Source organism: Flavobacterium xanthum, assembly GCF_900142695.1.
In the GTDB taxonomy this organism is placed as follows: domain Bacteria; phylum Bacteroidota; class Bacteroidia; order Flavobacteriales; family Flavobacteriaceae; genus Flavobacterium; species Flavobacterium xanthum.
This window is the reverse complement of record NZ_FRBU01000004.1, coordinates 104,144-123,588: the sequence shown is the minus strand read 5'-3', so window position 1 is coordinate 123,588 and position 19,445 is coordinate 104,144. Positions and strand designations below refer to the sequence as shown.

At 34.4% G+C, this 19,445-nt stretch carries 19 protein-coding genes; 14 read left to right on the top strand and 5 right to left on the bottom strand.

Annotation, left to right across the window (positions count from 1 at the left end):
* Nucleotides 1–240: 240 nt before the first annotated feature.
* Both cysM and BUC11_RS03010 read left to right on the top strand, forming a co-directional pair.
* Nucleotides 241–1,128: a cysteine synthase CysM gene (gene cysM / locus BUC11_RS03015; protein ID WP_073351767.1), complete on the top strand. Its 888-nt coding sequence runs from the start codon at nucleotides 241–243 to the stop codon at nucleotides 1,126–1,128.
* Nucleotides 1,129–1,244: 116 nt separating this feature from the next.
* On the top strand, nucleotides 1,245–1,937 hold the full coding sequence (locus BUC11_RS03010; RefSeq protein ID WP_073351765.1) for an SGNH/GDSL hydrolase family protein: 693 nt from the start codon (nucleotides 1,245–1,247) through the stop codon (nucleotides 1,935–1,937).
* A 68-nt stretch (nucleotides 1,938–2,005) separates the two neighbouring features.
* Here the strand turns inward: BUC11_RS03010 and BUC11_RS03005 are convergent, their stop codons facing one another.
* Nucleotides 2,006–2,416 carry an OsmC family peroxiredoxin gene (locus BUC11_RS03005; RefSeq protein ID WP_073351763.1) on the bottom strand — a complete coding sequence of 137 codons (411 nt, stop codon included), beginning with the start codon at nucleotides 2,414–2,416 and terminating at the stop codon, nucleotides 2,006–2,008.
* A 322-nt stretch (nucleotides 2,417–2,738) separates the two neighbouring features.
* On the opposite strand from BUC11_RS03005, the gene BUC11_RS03000 reads away from it, so the two are divergent.
* The 5 genes from BUC11_RS03000 (at nucleotide 2,739) to BUC11_RS02980 (ending at nucleotide 9,125) form a co-directional block, all read left to right on the top strand.
* The gene (locus BUC11_RS03000; protein ID WP_073351761.1) at nucleotides 2,739–4,025 is read left to right on the top strand and encodes a CPBP family intramembrane glutamic endopeptidase; all 1,287 of its coding nucleotides are present in this window, start codon (nucleotides 2,739–2,741) and stop codon (nucleotides 4,023–4,025) included.
* A 517-nt stretch (nucleotides 4,026–4,542) separates the two neighbouring features.
* Entirely contained in the window at nucleotides 4,543–5,880 is a 1,338-nt protein-coding gene (locus BUC11_RS02995) for a mechanosensitive ion channel family protein (RefSeq protein ID WP_245793712.1), read from the top strand.
* Nucleotides 5,881–6,283: 403 nt separating this feature from the next.
* Nucleotides 6,284–7,699 carry a 23S rRNA (uracil(1939)-C(5))-methyltransferase RlmD gene (gene rlmD / locus BUC11_RS02990; protein WP_073351757.1) on the top strand — a complete coding sequence of 472 codons (1,416 nt, stop codon included), beginning with the start codon at nucleotides 6,284–6,286 and terminating at the stop codon, nucleotides 7,697–7,699.
* An 81-nt stretch (nucleotides 7,700–7,780) separates the two neighbouring features.
* The gene (locus tag BUC11_RS02985; RefSeq protein ID WP_073351755.1) at nucleotides 7,781–8,302 is read left to right on the top strand and encodes a DUF6452 family protein; all 522 of its coding nucleotides are present in this window, start codon (nucleotides 7,781–7,783) and stop codon (nucleotides 8,300–8,302) included.
* Nucleotides 8,274–9,125: a DUF6048 family protein gene (locus BUC11_RS02980; protein WP_073351751.1), complete on the top strand. Its 852-nt coding sequence runs from the start codon at nucleotides 8,274–8,276 to the stop codon at nucleotides 9,123–9,125. The genes BUC11_RS02985 and BUC11_RS02980 overlap by 29 nt, the downstream gene beginning before the upstream one ends.
* Nucleotides 9,126–9,212: 87 nt before the next feature.
* Here BUC11_RS02980 and BUC11_RS02975 read toward each other — a convergent pair whose 3' ends face one another.
* Nucleotides 9,213–9,449, bottom strand: a complete 237-nt coding sequence (locus BUC11_RS02975) for a hypothetical protein (protein WP_073351749.1) — start codon at nucleotides 9,447–9,449, stop codon at nucleotides 9,213–9,215.
* 56 nt (nucleotides 9,450–9,505) lie between these two features.
* Nucleotides 9,506–10,681: a THUMP domain-containing class I SAM-dependent RNA methyltransferase gene (locus BUC11_RS02970; RefSeq protein WP_073351747.1), complete on the bottom strand. Its 1,176-nt coding sequence runs from the start codon at nucleotides 10,679–10,681 to the stop codon at nucleotides 9,506–9,508.
* A 321-nt stretch (nucleotides 10,682–11,002) separates the two neighbouring features.
* On the opposite strand from BUC11_RS02970, the gene BUC11_RS02965 reads away from it, so the two are divergent.
* Nucleotides 11,003–11,767, top strand: a complete 765-nt coding sequence (locus BUC11_RS02965) for a class I SAM-dependent methyltransferase (protein ID WP_066081607.1) — start codon at nucleotides 11,003–11,005, stop codon at nucleotides 11,765–11,767.
* A gap of 116 nt (nucleotides 11,768–11,883) precedes the next feature.
* Nucleotides 11,884–12,552 (top strand): ZIP family metal transporter, encoded by a 669-nt coding sequence (locus tag BUC11_RS02960; protein ID WP_073351745.1) that lies wholly within the window; start codon nucleotides 11,884–11,886, stop codon nucleotides 12,550–12,552.
* 57 nt (nucleotides 12,553–12,609) lie between these two features.
* Here the strand turns inward: BUC11_RS02960 and BUC11_RS02955 are convergent, their stop codons facing one another.
* Both BUC11_RS02955 and BUC11_RS02950 read right to left on the bottom strand, forming a co-directional pair.
* Nucleotides 12,610–15,000: a TonB-dependent receptor gene (locus BUC11_RS02955; RefSeq protein ID WP_073351743.1), complete on the bottom strand. Its 2,391-nt coding sequence runs from the start codon at nucleotides 14,998–15,000 to the stop codon at nucleotides 12,610–12,612.
* A gap of 159 nt (nucleotides 15,001–15,159) precedes the next feature.
* Nucleotides 15,160–16,299: a helix-turn-helix domain-containing protein gene (locus BUC11_RS02950; RefSeq protein ID WP_073351741.1), complete on the bottom strand. Its 1,140-nt coding sequence runs from the start codon at nucleotides 16,297–16,299 to the stop codon at nucleotides 15,160–15,162.
* Nucleotides 16,300–16,509: 210 nt separating this feature from the next.
* Here BUC11_RS02950 and murQ point away from each other — a divergent pair, with 210 nt between their 5' ends.
* The 5 genes from murQ to BUC11_RS02925 all read left to right on the top strand — a co-directional run bounded on the left by murQ (nucleotide 16,510) and on the right by BUC11_RS02925 (nucleotide 19,429).
* Entirely contained in the window at nucleotides 16,510–17,325 is an 816-nt protein-coding gene (murQ, locus tag BUC11_RS02945) for an N-acetylmuramic acid 6-phosphate etherase (protein ID WP_073351739.1), read from the top strand.
* A gap of 53 nt (nucleotides 17,326–17,378) precedes the next feature.
* The gene (locus BUC11_RS02940; RefSeq protein WP_073351736.1) at nucleotides 17,379–17,600 is read left to right on the top strand and encodes a DUF6095 family protein; all 222 of its coding nucleotides are present in this window, start codon (nucleotides 17,379–17,381) and stop codon (nucleotides 17,598–17,600) included.
* Nucleotides 17,600–18,172, top strand: a complete 573-nt coding sequence (locus BUC11_RS02935) for a pentapeptide repeat-containing protein (protein WP_073351734.1) — start codon at nucleotides 17,600–17,602, stop codon at nucleotides 18,170–18,172. The genes BUC11_RS02940 and BUC11_RS02935 overlap by 1 nt, the downstream gene beginning before the upstream one ends.
* An 82-nt stretch (nucleotides 18,173–18,254) precedes the next feature.
* Nucleotides 18,255–18,629: a DNA topoisomerase IV gene (locus tag BUC11_RS02930; RefSeq protein ID WP_073351732.1), complete on the top strand. Its 375-nt coding sequence runs from the start codon at nucleotides 18,255–18,257 to the stop codon at nucleotides 18,627–18,629.
* Between the two features lie 26 nt (nucleotides 18,630–18,655).
* Nucleotides 18,656–19,429, top strand: coding sequence for a TerC family protein (locus BUC11_RS02925; protein ID WP_073351731.1), 774 nt, complete (start codon nucleotides 18,656–18,658; stop codon nucleotides 19,427–19,429).
* Nucleotides 19,430–19,445 lie beyond the last annotated feature (16 nt).

Sequence of the window (19,445 nt, the reverse complement as noted above, 5' to 3'; positions counted from 1 at the left end):
CTTTGATCCTTTTATGTAACAAAAGTACCTCCATAAACAAGATCGCTTTCTGTTTTTGAAGGAAATAATTCAAAATAGTTCAATATCTTTGTATTTCACTACAAAACAAATCCGAATGTCATCGCATTACAACTATATTCCTTTCTGCTATACTTGTTGCTATTTTTAAAAAAGGGAGCTATAAAAGCATTCAGAAGTAACAATTACGCATTCTAATTCAAATTTAAAATAAAAAATAGCATGAAATCATTCAAAATATTAGACCTTATTGGTAATACACCTTTGGTAGAATCTACTAATTTGGTACAAAATAAAAACGTAAAACTTTTACTGAAACTGGAAGGAAATAATCCGGGAGGCAGTTTAAAAGACCGAGCGGCGTACAATATGATCAAATCAGCACTAGAAAGAGGAGATATAAAAAAAGGAGATAAGCTGATTGAGGCTACAAGCGGCAACACGGGGATTGCATTAGCAATGATAGCCAAATTATTCAATATCGAAATCGAATTGGTACTTCCAGAAGACTCTACTAAGGAACGCACCCAAACCATGCGCGCTTATGGCGCTACAGTGATTTTAACGCCCGCTGCAACAGGAATTATTGGTTCTAGAGATTATGCTGACAAAAAAGTAGCCGAAGGCGGCTATATTATGCTCAATCAGTTTGCCAATGACGACAACTGGAAAGCACATTACAAAACAACAGGTCCAGAAATATGGACCGATACGGAAGGAACCGTGACCCATTTTGTCTCCGCAATGGGAACTACAGGAACCATTATAGGAACTTCTACCTATTTAAAAGAAAAAAATCCAGCTATTCAAATTGTAGGAGCACAACCTAGCGATGGCTCGCAAATTCCAGGAATTAGAAAATGGCCACAAGAATATTTGCCAAAAATATTTGATTCCTCAAAAGTCGATGTCATAATTGAAGTTTCAGAAAAAGAAGCTCGGGCAATGACCAAACGTTTGGCACTTGAAGAAGGCATTTTTGCAGGGATGAGCAGTGGCGGTTCTGTTGCTGCAGCAGTAAAAATAGCCAACACTTTAGAATCTGGCGTGATTGTAGCCATTATTTGTGATCGTGGCGATCGCTATTTATCCTCTGATTTGTTTGATTAATTTAACTTTTTAAAATCAACCTTCTTTACTCTAGCTTTCAAAAAAGCAAAAAAAGTTTGATTCGGTTGCATTTGGCGCATCCTAATTTTATTTTGAAATTTTAAATCCAAGGACAAATGAAAAAAATTCAATTCCTTTATAGTATCTTATTTTTATCTATCATTATGGGAGGAAAAGCACAAGCGCAGGACTGGCCGAATTTAAGCAAATATCAAGAGGAGAATGCACAGCTGCAACCAGTAGCGCCTGGAGAAAAGAGAATAGTTTTTATGGGCGATTCTATAACAGAGTTTTGGAGCACCATTGATTCTGAATATTTTACAGGAAAACCATACCTTAATCGCGGTATTAGTGGCCAAACAACTCCGCAAATGCTCATCCGCTTTAGAGCTGATGTGATTGATTTAAAACCTAGCGCAGTAGTTATTTTAGCAGGAATAAATGACATTGCAGGCAATACGGGTCCAGTAACATTGCAAATGATTACAAATAATATTGTCTCAATGGTTGAGTTGGCACATGTAAATCAAATTAAAGTGATTTTATGCTCCGTGCTACCTGCTTATGATTTCCCTTGGAAACCCAATCAAAATCCAGCTCAAAAAGTAGTGGATCTCAATAAAATGATAAAAAAGTACGCTGAAGCGAAAGGTATTCTATATCTTGATTACTTTTCGGCCATGAGAGATGAACGCGATGGACTAAAAAGTGCTTATTCCGGTGATGGTGTGCACCCTAACAAATTGGGTTATCAGGTTATGGCTCCGCTTGCTGAAAAAGCAATCAAAGAAGTTTTAGTAGAGAAATAATGGGATATACAAAAGCAAAAAGGCTCGATTTAAATCGAGCCTTTTTGCTTTGAGGAATTTTTATTTCCTTATGCTAAAGTAGCCGTAGTAGAAATTGCGGCATTCAGCACCTTGGAGATAGGACAATTTTTTTCTGCCTTAGTCACTAATTGTTGAAAAGCATCTTCTGCTATTCCGCTAACCTTTGCTGTAACCGTTAATTGTGAAGTCAAAATGGTTCCATCGACCAAATCAATATCGCATTTGGTTTCAATACTTTCAATTTCAAAACCAGCTTCCGTAATATAGGCTGAAAGTTGCATCGTAAAGCAACCTGAATGTGCGGCCGCAATCAGTTCTTCCGGGTTTGTCCCTACTCCTTCTTCAAAACGGGATTTGAATGAATATTGTGTATCGCTTAATGTAGTACTTTGTGTCGTCAATTTTCCGGCTCCTTCTTTGAGTGAACCATTCCAGACTGCGGTTGCATTTCTTTTCATAATTATAGATTTTCTGTTTTCTCAAATTTAGTTCATTTCTCAAAAAATAGTCTAAACCAGGCCATTTTTTAACGAAAGTTTAAAATTCACATAAAACTAAAAGTGCATCTATCCTAATGAAGTACTAGTGTGTCAATGATGAAAACTTCTATAATACCAACTTAAAATTCTTGTGAATATATTTCTTGATGTGCTATTTTTCGTATTGATTTGATTATGTTTGTCATAGGAGAAAGGAACATTGTTCAAATGAGACCACCTCCCTAAACAGTCCATTAGATTTTTTTCTACAACACTAAATATTAAACTATAAAATACTCCTATGCAGGAAGCGATCAAAGAAAACTACTTCAATTTAATGGTCTTTTTAAAAAATCCTAAAGACGAGGCAGGACCAAAACGTACCGTAGTTCAAAAAATCAAAACGCTTCTTTCTTTACTACTAATTGAAATTCCTGTTATGGTAGTTTTGATTCTTTTGATTAGTGGTCTTGAACAACTAGGATTAGTGGATCCTGAAAACCACGCAATGGAAAATTTGATCAAGTCAGTATCAATTCCAGTGCTTTTGCTTGTAGTAGTCATCATAATACCTTTTTTCGAAGAGCTACTCTTTCGCCTGTATTTGCGTTACAAAGACAATTACGCATTGCATTTTATCGTTGCAGTAGCTTCACTCACAGGAAAACGAAATCAACAAAAAGCAACAACATTCCTACGCTCAGTCTGGACTAAAAGATACAAATTCATATTTTATTTTTCTGCTGTGCTCTTTGGAATGGTTCATATTACTAATTTTGAGTTTTCCTATACCATTTTACTTCTATCGCCACTTTTAGTAGCGCCACAAATAATATTAGGCCTCATTATTGGCTATCTAAGGGTTCGTGATGGATTTATTTCAGGGTTTTTAATGCACGGGCTTCATAATGCTTTATTTATTGGAATTGGAATACTATCCATCGCAAACCATTCTGAAAAACTAAACTTTGAAAATCCTGCGTATTACATCAAGATCGAAGAAACTGACGACATACACCTTCAAAGTACGCAACAAAACTATCCGGATAGCCTAGCTTACAAAAATGTAAGTCTAAAAACAATTCTATCCCGATTACTGAATACAAATGAAATTTTGTTACAAACCAATAATGAAAACCAGCTTGAACAAACTTTGAACGTATATTTCAAAAACAAATTAAAAGACAGTTCACAAACAAAAAGGATTGCTTTGAATCAAATAGCAAAAACCTATGATTTCCAAATTAAAAAGACCCGTAAACACATGGAAGTTTGGGATTTAAAAGTTTCAAACTCATCTCTGTTATCTAAACACAAATCAACTCATAATTCACATGGAAACTTGGTGAGTATAAACCCGAAGGAAATCATCATCAAAAAATCCAACATTAAATCGCTGGTTGAAGCTTTGACCAAAGAGAACAAGCGAATGACTTTCGACAAAACTGACCTCAAAGACACTTATAATTTCACCCTTCAAACGACCAATTTTGAAAGTATGAGCAAACAATTAGAAGAGAAATATGGCCTTTCGTTGATCAAACGAAGAATGGAATTGGAACAGACCACAATTCTCTTTCTAAAATAGAATAAAGCAAAACCGAATTTATCTTTGTTGCGTAAAAGAACAAAACGACAATGTTGAGATTACTGATACTATTTTTTATAGAGTATCGCTATTTTTTCCGTTGGCCTTTTCACTATTCAAATTTAAAAATAGAGAAACTACAGCAGCCTAGATGAAGTCCTTAGTTTCTAAAAATAGATTTTCATTGTAGATCTCTGCTCTTATTTTTCAAAAATAAAATTGTATTCCTGCCAAAGGTTCATTATCTTTTTATTTTTGACTGCTACCACTAATTTACAAAACCGTTCCTTTTTGTAATTGGAATCAAAGCCTATTTCCCAACTTCAAAATAATCAGATTCAGAGAGGGAATCAAAATAACCTAAATTTGAATTGTACTAGTCGAAACAAGTACTGTAATTAGGTAAAAAAAACACGTTGGTAAAAATTTTCGATTACTGTTAATCCATTGTGTAGTGTTAAGAAAAAGCCAATCCTAAGGATCTGACCTTGTCTTCACTTGCGAATGTTACCTTTGTATGAAACAAAGTAAGATAATGATTGTATTAGCCAAAAAATACCCTTCCATAAATATAGATCCTTCCTGGTTAACTGATTTTTTTAACATAGATCCCCGAATCGCTTATTACATCAATCTCCCGATACTTCTTTTTTGTTTGTTCCTCATAGGCATTGTGTCTTGGTTGATTACCAAAAAATTAATTGTTAATGCAATACATAAGCTGTTTTTAAAAACTAAGATGACATGGGATGACCTCTTAATTGAGAAAAAAATATTTGACAAACTTGCTTATATTATTCCAGCAGTTCTTGTCATTTTCACCGTGCCTTCCATTTTGGTCGAATATACAAAACTGTCTAGTTATATTGTCACTTTGGCGATGATTGTAATTCTTTTGGTCATCATTTGGACCATTATTGCCTTGCTGGCGGTATTTGATATCATTCTGTCCAAATCTCCTATTTTCAAGGACAAACCTATTACGAGTTACATTCAAGTACTAAATATCGTCGTTTATTTCGTAGGTGGAATTCTTATTTTGTCGTTACTTTTAGGAAAGAGTCCATTTTACTTTTTAGGTGCTATGGGAGCCATGACCGCTATATTGTTATTAATTTTCAAAGACACTATTTTAGGTTTTGTAGCGAGTATTCAAATGTCTGTTTATGATATGGTACGCGTGGGCGATTGGATTGCCATGCCAAAATATGATGCTGATGGAGACGTCATGTCCATCAACTTAAGCACCGTCAAGGTTCAAAACTGGGACAAAACAATTACTACAATTCCAACTTATGCTTTCATCACTGATTCTTTTAAAAACTGGCGTGGTATGAGTAATTCAGGCGGACGAAGAATCAAAAGAGCTATCTATCTTAAGGTAAGTAGTTTTTGTTTTTGTGATAATCAAATGCTAGAACAATTTAAGCAATACACACTGATAAGAGATTACATCCTTCAGAAAGAAATTGAGATCAAGAAATCCAATTCTTCTCTAATTGATAATGAGTCCAATCCAGTAAATATCAAAAGCCTAACTAATATTGGTGTTTTTAGAGTTTACGCAGAAAATTATCTTCTTTCGAATCCTAAAATTAATACCGAGATGACGACTATGGTTCGCCAATTAGATCCAACTTCTCAAGGGATGCCTTTAGAAATTTATTGTTTTACTTATGAAAAAGAATGGGAAAAACATGAGGTCATTAAATCCGATATTTTTGATCATTTGCTCACTATAACCTCTCAATTTCAACTAGAAGTTTTTGAAGAACCTACGGGAAGAGATTTTAGAAATATAGGAAATGTTCCCACTCAAAAAGCAAGTGCTGCTAACTTATATTCCCAATCCTAACGCATACTGAAACAGGTAGGTACGCACTCCTTTTTTAACTTTTTCTATCGCTAAATTTCGACACCAACACTGTTTCAATGTAGAGACAAAAATTTAGAGTAGACTTAGGCCTTGTTATCGCTTTAGTCCTTTTATTTTCCAGTTGTTGCGCTTGAATTGCTTGGCCAAGCCTACAAACGGCATGTGTACCGCTACTGCAATAGAAAAAGAGGTGCTGACAAGGCCCTAAAATAAAATTGCACTAGCATGGGAGCGCTATCAAGCTCTTTTTGTTGCCGATTTTAAGATAAAAGAAAGCGGATTTACAGCGAAAAGCAAGATGAGACACAAAATAAAAGGAGACTTTTTGAAAATATTTACAAAATTGAATTTATAAAACCATTCAAACGCTTATTTTTGCGCTATGGCTAAGAAAAATACAGACAAAGTTGTCTTTCATCAAATAAAAGTCCTTGATGCTGGTGCAAAAGGAGTATCGGTGGCAAAAGCTCCCGACGGTAAAGTAGTTTTTATCCCTAATGTAGTGCCCGGCGATGTAGTCGACGTGCAAACGTTCAAGAAACGCAAGGCGTATTACGAAGGAAAAGCGATTCACTTTCACGAATATTCAGAGCATCGTATAGAACCTATTTGCGAGCATTTTGGTGTTTGTGGTGGTTGTAAATGGCAGAATATGAAATACAGTCAACAACTGTATTACAAACAAAACGAAGTGTTGAATCACTTGCAACGCATTGGAAAAGTGGAACTTCCTGAATTTGAACCCATTTTAGGATCGGAGAAACAATTTTTTTATAGAAACAAAATGGAATTTTCGTTTTCGAACAGCCGTTGGTTGACCGAAAAAGAAATTGACAGCACCGAAGATTTAGGAAACAGAAACGCATTAGGATTTCACATTCCAAAAATGTGGGATAAAATCTTGGACATCAATAAATGCCATTTACAGGAAGATCCATCAAATGCTATTCGCAATGAAGTACGAGATTTTGCTAATGCAAATGGACTGACCTTCTTTAACCCAAGAGAACATTCTGGTTTGTTGAGAACCTTGATGTTACGCACTGCTTCTACGGGAGAAATCATGGTTTTGATTCAGTTTTTTGAAAATGACAAAGCCAATAGAGAACTAATCTTGGATCATCTCTATGAGAAGTTTCCACAAATTACTTCTTTACAATATGTTATCAACAGTAAAGCAAACGACACTTTATATGATACCGACATCAAATTATACAAAGGAAGAGATTACATCTTAGAAGAAATGGAAGGTTTAAAATTTAGTATTAATGCAAAATCTTTTTACCAAACCAATTCGGATCAAGCGTATGAATTGTACAAAATAACAAGAGATTTTGCTGGATTGACGGGTAATGAAATTGTTTATGATTTGTATACTGGAACGGGCACGATTGCGCAGTTTGTTTCTAAAAAAGCTAAAAAAGTAATTGGCGTGGAGAGTGTTCCTGAAGCCATCAAAGATGCCAAATTAAACGCGGAACGCAACGAAATTACAAATTGCGAGTTCTTTGTAGGGGATATGAAAGTCGTGTTTAACGATAGCTTCATTGCACAACACGGACATCCAGATGTAATTATCACCGATCCACCAAGAGACGGAATGCATAAAGATGTAATCGAACAGATTATGAAAATTGCTCCTGAAAAAGTGGTTTATGTAAGTTGTAACTCAGCTACACAAGCCCGTGATTTGGCTTTAATGGACGAGAAATACAAAGTAACACGGGTGCGCCCGGTGGATATGTTTCCGCAAACACATCACGTAGAAAACGTGGTGCTTTTAGAAAGAAGAAAATAGTAGTCAGTTTGCAGTTTTTAGTATTCAGTGCGTATATTACTGAATACTAAAAACTGAGCACTGAACACTGAATATTATTATATGAAAAAGACACTTTTATTGGTATTGTTTTTTGCTTTTACTTTCTCAGGTTGTGAGAAAGACGATATTTGCGATGCAAATACACCCACAACCCCTCGGTTAGTGATTGGTTTCTATGACTTTTTGAATCCTTCGGTTTTAAAAAACGTATCCAATCTAAAAGTGGTAGGTGAAGGAATGACTACTGGAATTCTTTTTAATGGAGCTGAAACAACTAGTGGAAATAAGATTTCGATTCCGTTAAAAACAGTGGGAACGACTACTACTTATAGTTTCACGCTGAACTCTGGCAATTCAAATCCAGCTTTAGTTGATCAGGACATTGTTCGATTTGACTACAGTACTCAAGAACTTTTTGTTTCTAGAGCTTGTGGCTACAAAACTATTTTTACATTAGACCCAACCAATCCCTATACGCATACCGATGCAACAACGGCTAATGTAAAATGGATCAAATTTATATCGGTAGAAAAAAATAACATCGAAAACGAAAATGAAACACACATTAAGATCTTTTTTTAGTATTTGTCTCCTATTGTTGTTGACTTTGGCACAAGCACAAGAAACGACGCCAAAAGGGGAACCGGTAAAACAAACTATCACAGTTAAAAGAGTTTCAGTAACTCCTAAAACAGATCAGAAAATTCCTGATGCCCCGCTACCATTAGTCGCAATTGACCCTACAATAATAAAGAGCGACTCGATTCCCTTAAAAACAGATCGCTATGGCGTGCGTGTGGGGCTAGATCTCTACAAAGTAACACGAGGTTTATATGACAATAATTACAAAGGAATTGAGTTCGTAGGAGACTATAGATTGACAAAAAAATACTTTTTGGCCGCCGAGCTTGGTAACGAAAACAAAACAACAGATGATGACCGAGTTAATTTCACTACCAAAGGTTCGTATTTAAAAGTTGGTTTTGATTACAATGCCTATGAAAACTGGCTCGATATGGAAAATATTATTTCTATAGGAATGCGTTACGGTTTCAGTACTTTTAATCAGCAATTAAACAGTTACAGAATTTATAATGCGAATCCATATTTTGCAGAAACTCCAATAATTCCATCTGGTAAAAAGTTTGATGGATTATCCGCAAGTTGGATTGAAGTGGTGGCTGGAATAAAAGCCAAAGTATTTGACAATGTATTTGTAGGTTTCAGCCTTCGATTGAACCGATTAGTAACCAACAAAGAACCAGATAATTTCTCTAACTTATACATTCCTGGATTTAATAGGACTTACGACGGTAGTTTTGGAGTAGGATTCAATTATACAGTTACTTATTTCGTTCCTATTTACAAGAAGAAAATCGTTGCGAAAAAAGTAGAAGAAAAATAACCGCCAATTCGCTAATTTTTACCAAAAATAAAAATTAGCGAATTAGCGGTCAATATTTTAAAAATAGAATATCTTAAGATTTCTAAGCTATCCTACTTCTCTAATTCCCTTCATGAAAATCCATTTCATATATAATTTCTCTCCATCTTTAGTTTTTACTGCTTGGAATTTTGGCGACAATAGAGTGCCAATAACGAAAGCAGTTAACGGAATCCAAAATCCAATTAAATTAGTGTACTGCTCCACTGCAAATCTAGCAGAGATAAATAAAATGGCAAAACATCCTAATTGATAGATAAATGCTCGTATTTGTAATTTGGTCATTTTTTAAGTCTTAAAGTTATAAAGTAAAAAGTCGAAAGTAAAAAATTGAATCCTGCTTATTCAGCATCATCCGTTGTTACTTGAAACTTTGTTCTCTTACTCCCTTCGTACATTTCGTACTTCACTAATCTTGCCTCTAAACCAGCATTGAAAAGCTTAATTTTTCTTGAAGGTTTCAGCCCTACATACTTCAGCGCTTCTAGGTTTGCGGTAATCATCCAGGCATTAGTTCCTGGGTAATTTTTCTTCAAGGTATCCCCAATATTTTTATAGAATTCTTCCATGTGAATGTCCAATCGCTCATCATAAGGTGGATTGAAAACAACATGTAATTTCCCTTCCGAGGATTTTTCAGTATCGAAAAAGTTTTTTTCTTCGATTGAAATATAGTCGTCAAGATTGGCGTTTTTGATGTTGTCTTTGGCTTTTTGAACTGCACTTGGCGCTTTATCGTATCCTTTTATGGTATAATGAAATTCGCGAACCCGTTTCAATAAACTATCAGAAATACTGTCAAATAAATCATTGTCCCAATCATTCCATTTTTCAAAAGCAAATTCCTTACGGTTGATGTTTGCTGGAATATTGCAGGCAATCATTGCTGCTTCAGCTAGAAAAGTTCCCGAACCGCACATTGGATCTAGGAAATCACCTTGACCATCCCAACCAGAAAGTAAAAGAATTCCCGCAGCCAAAACCTCGTTTATTGGTGCAATATTGGTAGCCGTTCTGTACCCACGTTGGTTCAACGCATTTCCAGATGTGTCTAGTGCAACAGAAACTTGGTCTTTATCGATATGAATATTGATTCTTAAATCAGGATGTACTTTGTCAATGCTTGGACGTTGACCGGTTCTTTCTCGGAACTGATCGACAATAGCATCTTTACATTTTTGGGAAACAAATTCCGAGTGATTAAAATATTCGGAATGGACCGTAGTATCAATCACAAAAGTTTGATTAGCACCAATTAATTTAGACCAATTTACCCCTGAAATACCCTTGTATAATGTCTGCTCATTGTTAGCCTTAAAAAAATAAATAGGCTTTAAGATTTTCAAAGCCGTACGCAACGCTAAATTCGCTTTGTACATAAAACCTTTGTCTCCTTTGAAACTTACCATTCTCACCCCTTGCTCCACGTTTTGTGCGCCCAGCATCTGTAACTCTTTTGCTAATATCTCCTCAAAACCAAAAAAGGTTTTGGCAACCATCTTATAATTATTTTCCATTTTTCTCTATAAATTCCAAAAAGTAAATTCTAATTAAACCCTTATCCAAATGCAATCCTATTGTGCATCCTATTTTTATTCTTGCAACCCATTTTATCCAATTCTCGCTAGAGATGCTCTACTTTTAAACAAAAAAATATTTTATTTTTAGGAGAAAACATTAGTAAGCGGAAAAAAAATCTAAAAAAATTCTCTTCTATTAGATTTTCTACGTGGTAAAAAATATATCCCACTGTTACCCCATTTGAATCGCTGTGAAATAGTTATTTTCTGCAAAAATACACTAAATTTGCCTGAATCGAATTAATTGAAAAAGAATAAATGTCTGAAGCTGAAAAACCGTCTACCAAAAACGAACTAAATTCAACCGAAAAGTGGTACTCTTCTTGGTTTGACACTCCTTATTACCATATTTTATACAAAGACCGCAACTACAGAGAAGCACAAATTTTTATGGATAATCTCACGCACTATCTAAATCTTCCTGAAAAAGCGAAAGTACTGGATTTAGCCTGTGGCAAAGGCCGTCATTCGATTTATTTGAACCAGCTGGGTTTTGATGTCCTTGGTGCAGATTTATCGGAGAACAGTATTGCTGAAGCTAGCATAAACACGAATGAAACACTGCATTTCAAAGTGCATGATATGCGAGAAACTTTTGAAGAGAAATACGATGCCATTTTTAATTTATTTACCAGTTTTGGTTATTTCGAAAATGACGAAGACAACCTCATCACCCTTAAAGCCATCAAGGAAAGCCTTTCGGAATATGGATTTGCGGTGATTGATTTTATGAATGTCGCTCAAGTGCTAGAAACCCTAGTTCCTGAAGAAACGAAAACTGTTGATGGAATCGAATTTCACATGACGCGCTACCTTAAAGACGGCCACATCTATAAAGACATTAATTTTGAAGACAAAGGCGAACAATTCCACTTTACCGAGAAAGTAAAAGCCTTAACGCTTAAAGATTTTGAAGAATTAATGGAAGAAGCTGGGATTTATCTATTGGACATTTTTGGTGATTATAAATTGAAGAAATTCCATAAAACCGAAAGTGAACGACTGATTATGATTTTCAAATAGGTAGTAGGTTAATCGAGAAAAGGGTTGAATGTTAAAGGATTAATCAATTAAACACTTTAACAGTTGAATACTTAAACGATGAAACAACAATACAAATCAATGGTTAAGCAAAAAATATGAATTACCTTTTACCCTTACTTTCCGTGCTTATCGGATACAGTATTGCATTGGTTTTAAAACCAAAGAACAAGACCAACCTAAAACTACTATTAGCCTTTAGCGGTTCGTTTTTACTTTCCTTAACCGTAATGCACTTATTGCCGGAAATTTATGAAAGCGCTAAGCCCTCCATTGGTCTCTTCATTATGTTGGGCATCTTATTCCAAATCATATTAGAATTTTTTTCCAAAGGAGCTGAACATGGACACGTTCACGGGCACGCAATAATGACTCAAATCCCTTGGTTGCTATTCATTAGCCTTTGCATTCATGCTTTCTTAGAAGGATTTCCACTCAGTCACCACAATGATTTAGCCATAGGAATAGCAATCCATCATTTACCAATAGCCATAATTCTGACTACTTTTTTTATCAACTCAAGCCTCAATAAAAAAGCAATTTTTTTCTTCATGGTTACGTTTGCCATAATGACGCCGCTAGGAACTGTTTTATCGGATTATTCACCCATTTTAAACGACTATTATACTGAAATAACAGCCGTTGTCATTGGAATATTATTTCATATTTCTTCCACTATCATTTTCGAAAGTAGCGAAGGACACAAATTCAATATCGCAAAAGTTTCCATGATTGTGATAGGAATTGCTTTGGCGTATTTTATATAATTTTATAAAGTTAAGAAACAGAAATAAATAGATTTCTGTTTCCTAGCTTTCAATTGTCTAATTACCTCCGGTTCTTTTATTCTCCTCCTTATTTCCAAAATCACGCTGTTGTACATTGATTTTTTTGTTTCCAAAATTATAAACCACAGATAAACGTGCAAATCGATTACTTTGTTTCTCCTCATAGACCTGCTTTACACCGTTTATAACTGAAGTAAATTTTTTTAAATAAGAGGTATTAAAAATATCATTTGCCAAAAATGCAATCTGCAAGGTTTTATCAAAGAAATCCTGTTTGAAACCAATATCTAAACTTGAGGTATATCCTACTTCATATAAACCTCCTTTAAAGGGCGTTGTATACGTAAAATCGATCTGTAATTTTGCCATTTTACCTAATATAAACGTATTATTTGTCGAAAAATCAATTTGTAAACTGTTTGATGGTGTAGCATTGATAGCTTTAATAAATTCTGTTTTTGCACCTAAAAGGTACAATGAATTTTCACTAGACCACCAATCTGCAAAACTTGCCGAGTAACTTTCCCCTATTCCATAATTTAAGTTTTTAAAATAATTCTCACGGGTTACAATCTGGGTATTGGTCTCCGGGTTTGAAGTAAACAAAACTCCATAACCGTTTTTAATTGCATTAACAAAAACACTTGTTCTCAAAATTTCTTTATACGAATGTACCAACTCAAAATTATCACTAAATGATGGACTTAAAAACGGATTTCCTTCGGAATAACTATTGCTATTGATGTAAATTCTGAACGGATTCAATAAGTCAAAACGTGGTCTGTTAATTCTTTTTCCGTAATTCAAACTAAAAGTATTGTTTTCGTTTTTCTTGTATGAAGCATAAAACGTTGGAAATAATTTCAAATAATTATTTTCAGTTTCCTGATTCATTGTTTCAGAAAATCCATTTGCTTGAGTGTTCTCCAATCTTAATCCCATTTGGAAATTCCATTTTTCATTGAGTTTTTTATCCGCATTTACATAAACCACCTGATTGTTTTCAGTGTATTTAAACCGGTTGGATTGGTTCGAATCTAATTCCGGAGTTCCTGTAATTGTATTGAAATAAAGTACATCACTCACACTATTTGTAAAACTCATTTTTGCACCATAAGACAAATTCAACGCTTGAAGCGGATGTTCCATATCTGCCTTAAAACTCCAATTGTTGATATCCTGATTCGAAATGTTTCTTCCCGACTGATTTATATCAACAAAAGTCATGAATGGCGTGTAATTATTCGCGATAAAATTTCTATCGAATTTTGAACTGTAATTAAAATAGTCTACATCAAAAGATAACTTTCTTTTCAAGGAATCTAGTTTGGTAATCAAATGTGCATTATACGTTTGGTTTATTGATCCTCTATCAGTGAAGCTATTGTTCAGCGTAATATAATCCAATTCATTTTGAGTGTTGTAATTCTCAATTCTGATATCCGATTTAAAATCAGGGTTATTTCTATCGTTTAAATATTGAAATCCAATAGTTATACGTTCTGAAAAATCGTAATCTAAAGCCAATTTACCGGAAATATTTTCGTTTGTTACCTTTGTTACGCTACTCATCTGGGAAAGTCCATCAGGAAAATACATTCTTAAATCATCTGTAGCATTCAAATAACCTGTTTTTGCATTAATGCTAGTAGAAAATCTAAACTTATTTTTATTGTAAAAAAAGTTATCTCTTAAAGTATAAATACCATATTTATTTTGATCAAAAGAAACAGTAGAAGTGTTTTTCCAGGAATCACGAACTCCTTTTTTCATAATAATATTAATAATTCCACCCAATCCTTCAGCATCATATTTTGCCGGTGGATTGCTAATAATTTCAATATTTTTAATATCACTTGCGGAGATTGATTTTAAAAAATTATTCAGTTCCTCACCTACTAATTCAATCATTCGTCCATCTATCATAACGCGAGAAGTTCCTTTCCCTAATATATTTATTGTATTATTCTGAACGACAACTCCAGGAGCCGAATTAATGGCACTCAAAGCATCTCCACCAACAGTTGTAACATTGTTTTCAAGATTATAAACCAAACGATCCGTTTTCTGTTCTATTGTTTTCTTTTTAGATTGAATGACGACCACTGTCAAATTGGTTGTGCTTTCTTTTAAAATGATTATTCCTAAATCAGCATCATTTTCTATTGTAATCTCTTTATCATAATCTGTAAATCCCAAAAGACTGACTCCTATTTTATAAGAACCTTTTTTAAGGTTAATGTCAAAAGAACCATCTTGTTTAGATGTTGTTCCATCTATAATTTTCCCTGCTGAATTCGATATGGAAATATCTGCCCATTCTAATGGAATTGTTTCATTTGCTATTTTTCCTTTTAATTTAAATGATGTTTGTGCTAAACAAAATAAAGGCAATACTAAAAAAATAAGGAGAGTTGCTTTTTTCATGATTTCTAATTTTAAAACTTGTTTCGATTAATTTGAAGCAAAGTTGCCTTAGAAATTTTCAGAATTCGATCGACAAAAAAAAGTCGAACCAATTTCTATTCATGAAATCAGTTCGACTTTATCGGGCAAGAAGTACGACTTTTTACAAACTCCTTATTACTAGGCGTTTCTATAAGATGTAGGCGTTAATTTTGTATATTTTTTAAAAGAGGTATTAAAAGAAGATTTGGAGTTAAAACCAACTTCGTATAAAATTTCCAGAACGGTAAGCTGACTTCTAGACTGATCTTTCAAAATACCCATCGCTTTTTGGATGCGATATTCATTTACAAAATCAAAAAAGTGCTGATCCATATGATGATTAATTAAAACCGATAACTCCCGAACCGGAATATCAATTTGATTGGCTAGTTCCTGAATGGTAAGCGATGGATCAAGAAAAGGCTCTTTCTCCGCCATATATTGTTTCAATTTCGAAATTTGACTGGAAATCGCATCAACTTGAACATCTTTAGATTCCGTTTTTTCTTCGACTTCAGGCAGAATATCCTTTGTTAATTGTAATTTAGAATTAACACCTCTAAAAAGTTCTGGATGATTGAGCGCTTTCATGATAAACCAGCACGTTATAAGCAAAGCAACCGCCCCTACAAGTACATTTGTCCAAAGAAATATCTCTCTGAAACCGCTATAACGCAATATATTTTTTAATGCCACAATAGAATGTGCGAGAAGAAAAACACATGTTATCTGAAAAAGCCATTTATAAGTCGCAGTACTCGAATCAGCGTAATTTTCTAAATAGATTTCTCTGTACTTTTTCAAAATCAAAAATACGCTGACGATATAAAATATATATTGCAATTCAATTAAAATCTGAATCAGATATATCTCTGGCATTTGATTAAGGGTTGCAACAAACGTATCTTTATCTATGTGTGTGCTAAGGTAAATCCTTGGAATAAAAACCAAATTAACCAATATAAAAGGAAGTAAATGCACTACGTGTTTCCACTTTAATTTAAAATCAGAATAGCAGACTGCAAGTACAAAAAGATAAAATAAAGGCATTCCAAACAAACAGGCTGTAGATCTAAAAATCTCTAAATTCAACTCATTACGAGTACCAACGTCAATAAAAAATCCGCTAAGATCGATAGCAGAGAAAATAAAAAACCAGGCAAATAAACGATTTGCTAATTTATTTTCAGTTTTAACCGTTAATAAAAAAAACGCAAGCAATAAAGAAACAAAAACTGAGATGCGACCAATCCCCTGCAGTAAGCCTAATCTATCCATTTATCTTTTAATATTTAACAAATATAGTATTTTACTTCACGTGACAACAATTTGAAAAGCTTTCGCTGAATAAGAAATTAAAACTGTAAAATTACTCCATCTTTATAAATGTAACAAAACTTGAAACTTTTAAAACCTGAAACTAAAAATAGAATATTTCGAGATTATGATAAAAAAGGTTAATTTTGGAGTTGTCCAATTATACGAAATATGACCTTCACAAAAACCACCGAACAACCTTCAAAATACGAACATCTGGAAAAAATGTCCGTACAAGAATTGCTTGCTAATATCAATCAGGAGGACAAAACCGTTCCTGATGCTGTTGAAAAGGCACTTCCACAAATTGAAACTTTAGTAACGCAAATTATAGCTAAAATGAAGTTAGGCGGTAGATTGTTCTACATTGGTGCTGGAACTTCCGGACGATTAGGGATTGTGGATGCATCCGAATGTCCGCCTACGTTTGGTGTGCCGTTCGACTTGGTAAACGGAATCATAGCTGGCGGCGATACTGCAATTCGACGAGCGGTAGAGAATGCCGAGGACAACGCTACTCAAGCCTGGAAAGATTTACTGGAACACGATATAAATGAAAATGATGTCGTTGTAGGTATCGCTGCATCAGGTACAACGCCCTATGTTATTGGTGGATTAGCAGCCTGCAACAAAAATAATATTAGTACGGGAAGTATTTCTTGCAATGCAGAAAGTCCGCTTTCTCAAACAGCACAATTCCCTATAGACGTGGTAGTGGGACCAGAATTTGTAACAGGAAGCTCCAGAATGAAAGCTGGAACAGCACAGAAATTAGTATTAAACATGATTTCGACAGCGACAATGATCCAACTCGGAAAAGTAAAAGGAAACAAAATGGTCGACATGCAACTTAGCAACACAAAGCTAGTGGATCGTGGCGTAAAAATGATCATGGGCGAAATTCCAATTTCCTATGAAGAAGCGAGCACACTATTAAAAAAATACGGTAGCGTGCGCAAAGCAGTGGCTGGTTTTAACAAAAAATAGCATTATAATCTATACTAAAACCTGTTACTTTACACTATTTTAAACTAAAATAAATGGCAACGAATAAAGAATTATTATCCAAAGGAGTTAAATATTTATCAGGTTCCGTACCGCTTCTCTTTTTAGGGCCAGCACTGATTTATAATGCCTTTATGAACAAAGGGAATGTCTGGCATTATTTGGTTTTAGCCATTGGAATAGTGGTGTGTCTTGCCGCTATGTTCCTGATGTATTTGGGATTAAAAACTATTGTAAGAAGCTTATCTGACGACTAATGGAAGACCTAATTCACATTCAAAAAACATTTGACAAAGTCATCTGGATCGGCAAAAGAATTAACAATCGAGAATTTGAAGATTGTGTGTTCCAGAATTGCGATTTCTCCAATAGTAATTTTTCAAACAATACTTTTATGGATTGCGAATTCATCAATTGCAATTTAGCCATGACCGATTTAACAGGAACGAGTTTAAAAACAGTTCGGTTCAAAGATTGTAAACTGCTAGGAATCCATTTTAGCAAGTGTACTGATTTCTTGTTTAATGTCAATTTTCAGGACTGCGTTTTGGATTATTCCTCCTTTGCTAATAAAAAAATGCCAAAGACAAAATTCACTACTTGTTCGATGAAAGAGGTCAATTTTGTTGGGACCCATCTTACGAATTCGGTTTTTGAAAATTGTAATTTAGATAACGCGGTCTTCAATGACACGCAATTGGCAGGCGTTGATTTTACAACAGCTTACAGTTATAAAATTGATCCCGAGTTCAATCCGATGAAAAAAGCTAAATTTTCAAGTCAAGGAATTAGTGGTCTTTTAGACAAATATGATATTAAAATTGTGTAATTACATTTCTAGCCCACAAATCTTCGATTAAGACCGCAACCTTACTATCCTTTATAAAAATTTAAAAACAAACATCCTACTAATGAAAAAAATACTACTACTACTTCCGCTAGTCTCCCTACTGTCCTGTTATGATGCGGAGCGCAACTGTAAGGACTTTAAAACTGGAAAATTCAAATTTGAATACGAAGTTGAAGGGGTAAAGAAAACGACCGTTTTTGAACGCAATGATAGTATCGAAATCGAAACTTTTGAAGGAAAAACAGATACGGCTTCCATACGCTGGGTGAATGATTGTGAATATGTATTGCTCAAATTACATCCAAAAAACATGGCGGAAGAAAAAGCTATTGGTATGAAAATCTTGACAACCACAAAAAATTCATATACCTTTGAATTCGGTATGGTAGGTTCAGATGCTAAACAAAGAGGAACCGTTACAAAAATTGCCGATTAAGTTTTATAATTTATAACAAAAATAGAATGGAAGTATTTTTAAATCCGGACGCGTGGGTCGCCTTATTGACATTGACTTTTCTAGAAATCATTTTAGGGATTGACAATATTATCTTCATATCGATTGTTACGGGGAAATTACCCCCTGAAAAACGAAAAAAGGCGACACAAATAGGTTTGTTTTTGGCTATGTTTATGCGAATTGCATTGTTATTTGGAATTACCTTGTTGATCAAAATGAAGGAACCTCTTTTTAGTTTTGACTGGGGTTGGTTTAGTGCTCATTTTAATGGTCAAGCATTGATATTACTAGGTGGTGGAATATTCCTTATTTATAAAAGCACCAAAGAAATACATGAAAAAGTAGATCATAAAGGAGAAGAGGAAAAAGAGTTAAAAACTTCAGCTGCTAAATCATTTGGTAATGTCATTTTTCAGATTTTATTGATTGACCTTATTTTCTCTGTGGATAGTATTCTTACAGCCGTTGGGATGACTAATGGATTGGAAGGGGCTTTGTATATCATGGTAACGGCCGTGGTCATTTCGGTTGGGGTGATGATGTTGTTTGCCGTTCCTGTTGGAACATTTGTAAACAATAATCCATCTATCCAAATTTTAGGTTTAGCATTCTTGATTTTAATTGGTTTCATGCTAATCACTGAAAGCATGCATTTATCTGAAGCCGTATTAGTGGGACAAACTGTAGGCGCAGTACCAAAAGCGTATTTGTATTTTGCCATAGCATTTTCACTAGGGGTAGAATTCCTGAATATGAAAATGCGAAAGAAAAAGAAATAATATTTCACAAAAAAAA

Bases quoted from the DNA above. Each gene is read 5' to 3' on its own strand.
- BUC11_RS02985 (WP_073351755.1), top strand. From the start codon at position 7,781: ATGAAAAAGACACTTTTATTGGTATTGTTTTTTGCTTTTACTTTCTCA.
- BUC11_RS02960 (WP_073351745.1), top strand. From the start codon at position 11,884: ATGAATTACCTTTTACCCTTACTTTCCGTGCTTATCGGATACAGTATT.
- BUC11_RS02980 (WP_073351751.1), top strand. From the start codon at position 8,274: ATGAAACACACATTAAGATCTTTTTTTAGTATTTGTCTCCTATTGTTG.
- BUC11_RS02940 (WP_073351736.1), top strand. From the start codon at position 17,379: ATGGCAACGAATAAAGAATTATTATCCAAAGGAGTTAAATATTTATCA.
- BUC11_RS02970 (WP_073351747.1), bottom strand. From the start codon at position 10,681: ATGGAAAATAATTATAAGATGGTTGCCAAAACCTTTTTTGGTTTTGAG.
- rlmD (WP_073351757.1), top strand. From the start codon at position 6,284: ATGGCTAAGAAAAATACAGACAAAGTTGTCTTTCATCAAATAAAAGTC.
- BUC11_RS02925 (WP_073351731.1), top strand. From the start codon at position 18,656: ATGGAAGTATTTTTAAATCCGGACGCGTGGGTCGCCTTATTGACATTG.
- cysM (WP_073351767.1), top strand. From the start codon at position 241: ATGAAATCATTCAAAATATTAGACCTTATTGGTAATACACCTTTGGTA.
- murQ (WP_073351739.1), top strand. From the start codon at position 16,510: ATGACCTTCACAAAAACCACCGAACAACCTTCAAAATACGAACATCTG.
- BUC11_RS03000 (WP_073351761.1), top strand. From the start codon at position 2,739: ATGCAGGAAGCGATCAAAGAAAACTACTTCAATTTAATGGTCTTTTTA.
- BUC11_RS03005 (WP_073351763.1), bottom strand. From the start codon at position 2,416: ATGAAAAGAAATGCAACCGCAGTCTGGAATGGTTCACTCAAAGAAGGA.
- BUC11_RS03010 (WP_073351765.1), top strand. From the start codon at position 1,245: ATGAAAAAAATTCAATTCCTTTATAGTATCTTATTTTTATCTATCATT.
- BUC11_RS02965 (WP_066081607.1), top strand. From the start codon at position 11,003: ATGTCTGAAGCTGAAAAACCGTCTACCAAAAACGAACTAAATTCAACC.
- BUC11_RS02935 (WP_073351734.1), top strand. From the start codon at position 17,600: ATGGAAGACCTAATTCACATTCAAAAAACATTTGACAAAGTCATCTGG.
- BUC11_RS02950 (WP_073351741.1), bottom strand. From the start codon at position 16,299: ATGGATAGATTAGGCTTACTGCAGGGGATTGGTCGCATCTCAGTTTTT.
- BUC11_RS02930 (WP_073351732.1), top strand. From the start codon at position 18,255: ATGAAAAAAATACTACTACTACTTCCGCTAGTCTCCCTACTGTCCTGT.
- BUC11_RS02975 (WP_073351749.1), bottom strand. From the start codon at position 9,449: ATGACCAAATTACAAATACGAGCATTTATCTATCAATTAGGATGTTTT.
- BUC11_RS02995 (WP_245793712.1), top strand. From the start codon at position 4,543: ATGAAACAAAGTAAGATAATGATTGTATTAGCCAAAAAATACCCTTCC.
- BUC11_RS02955 (WP_073351743.1), bottom strand. From the start codon at position 15,000: ATGAAAAAAGCAACTCTCCTTATTTTTTTAGTATTGCCTTTATTTTGT.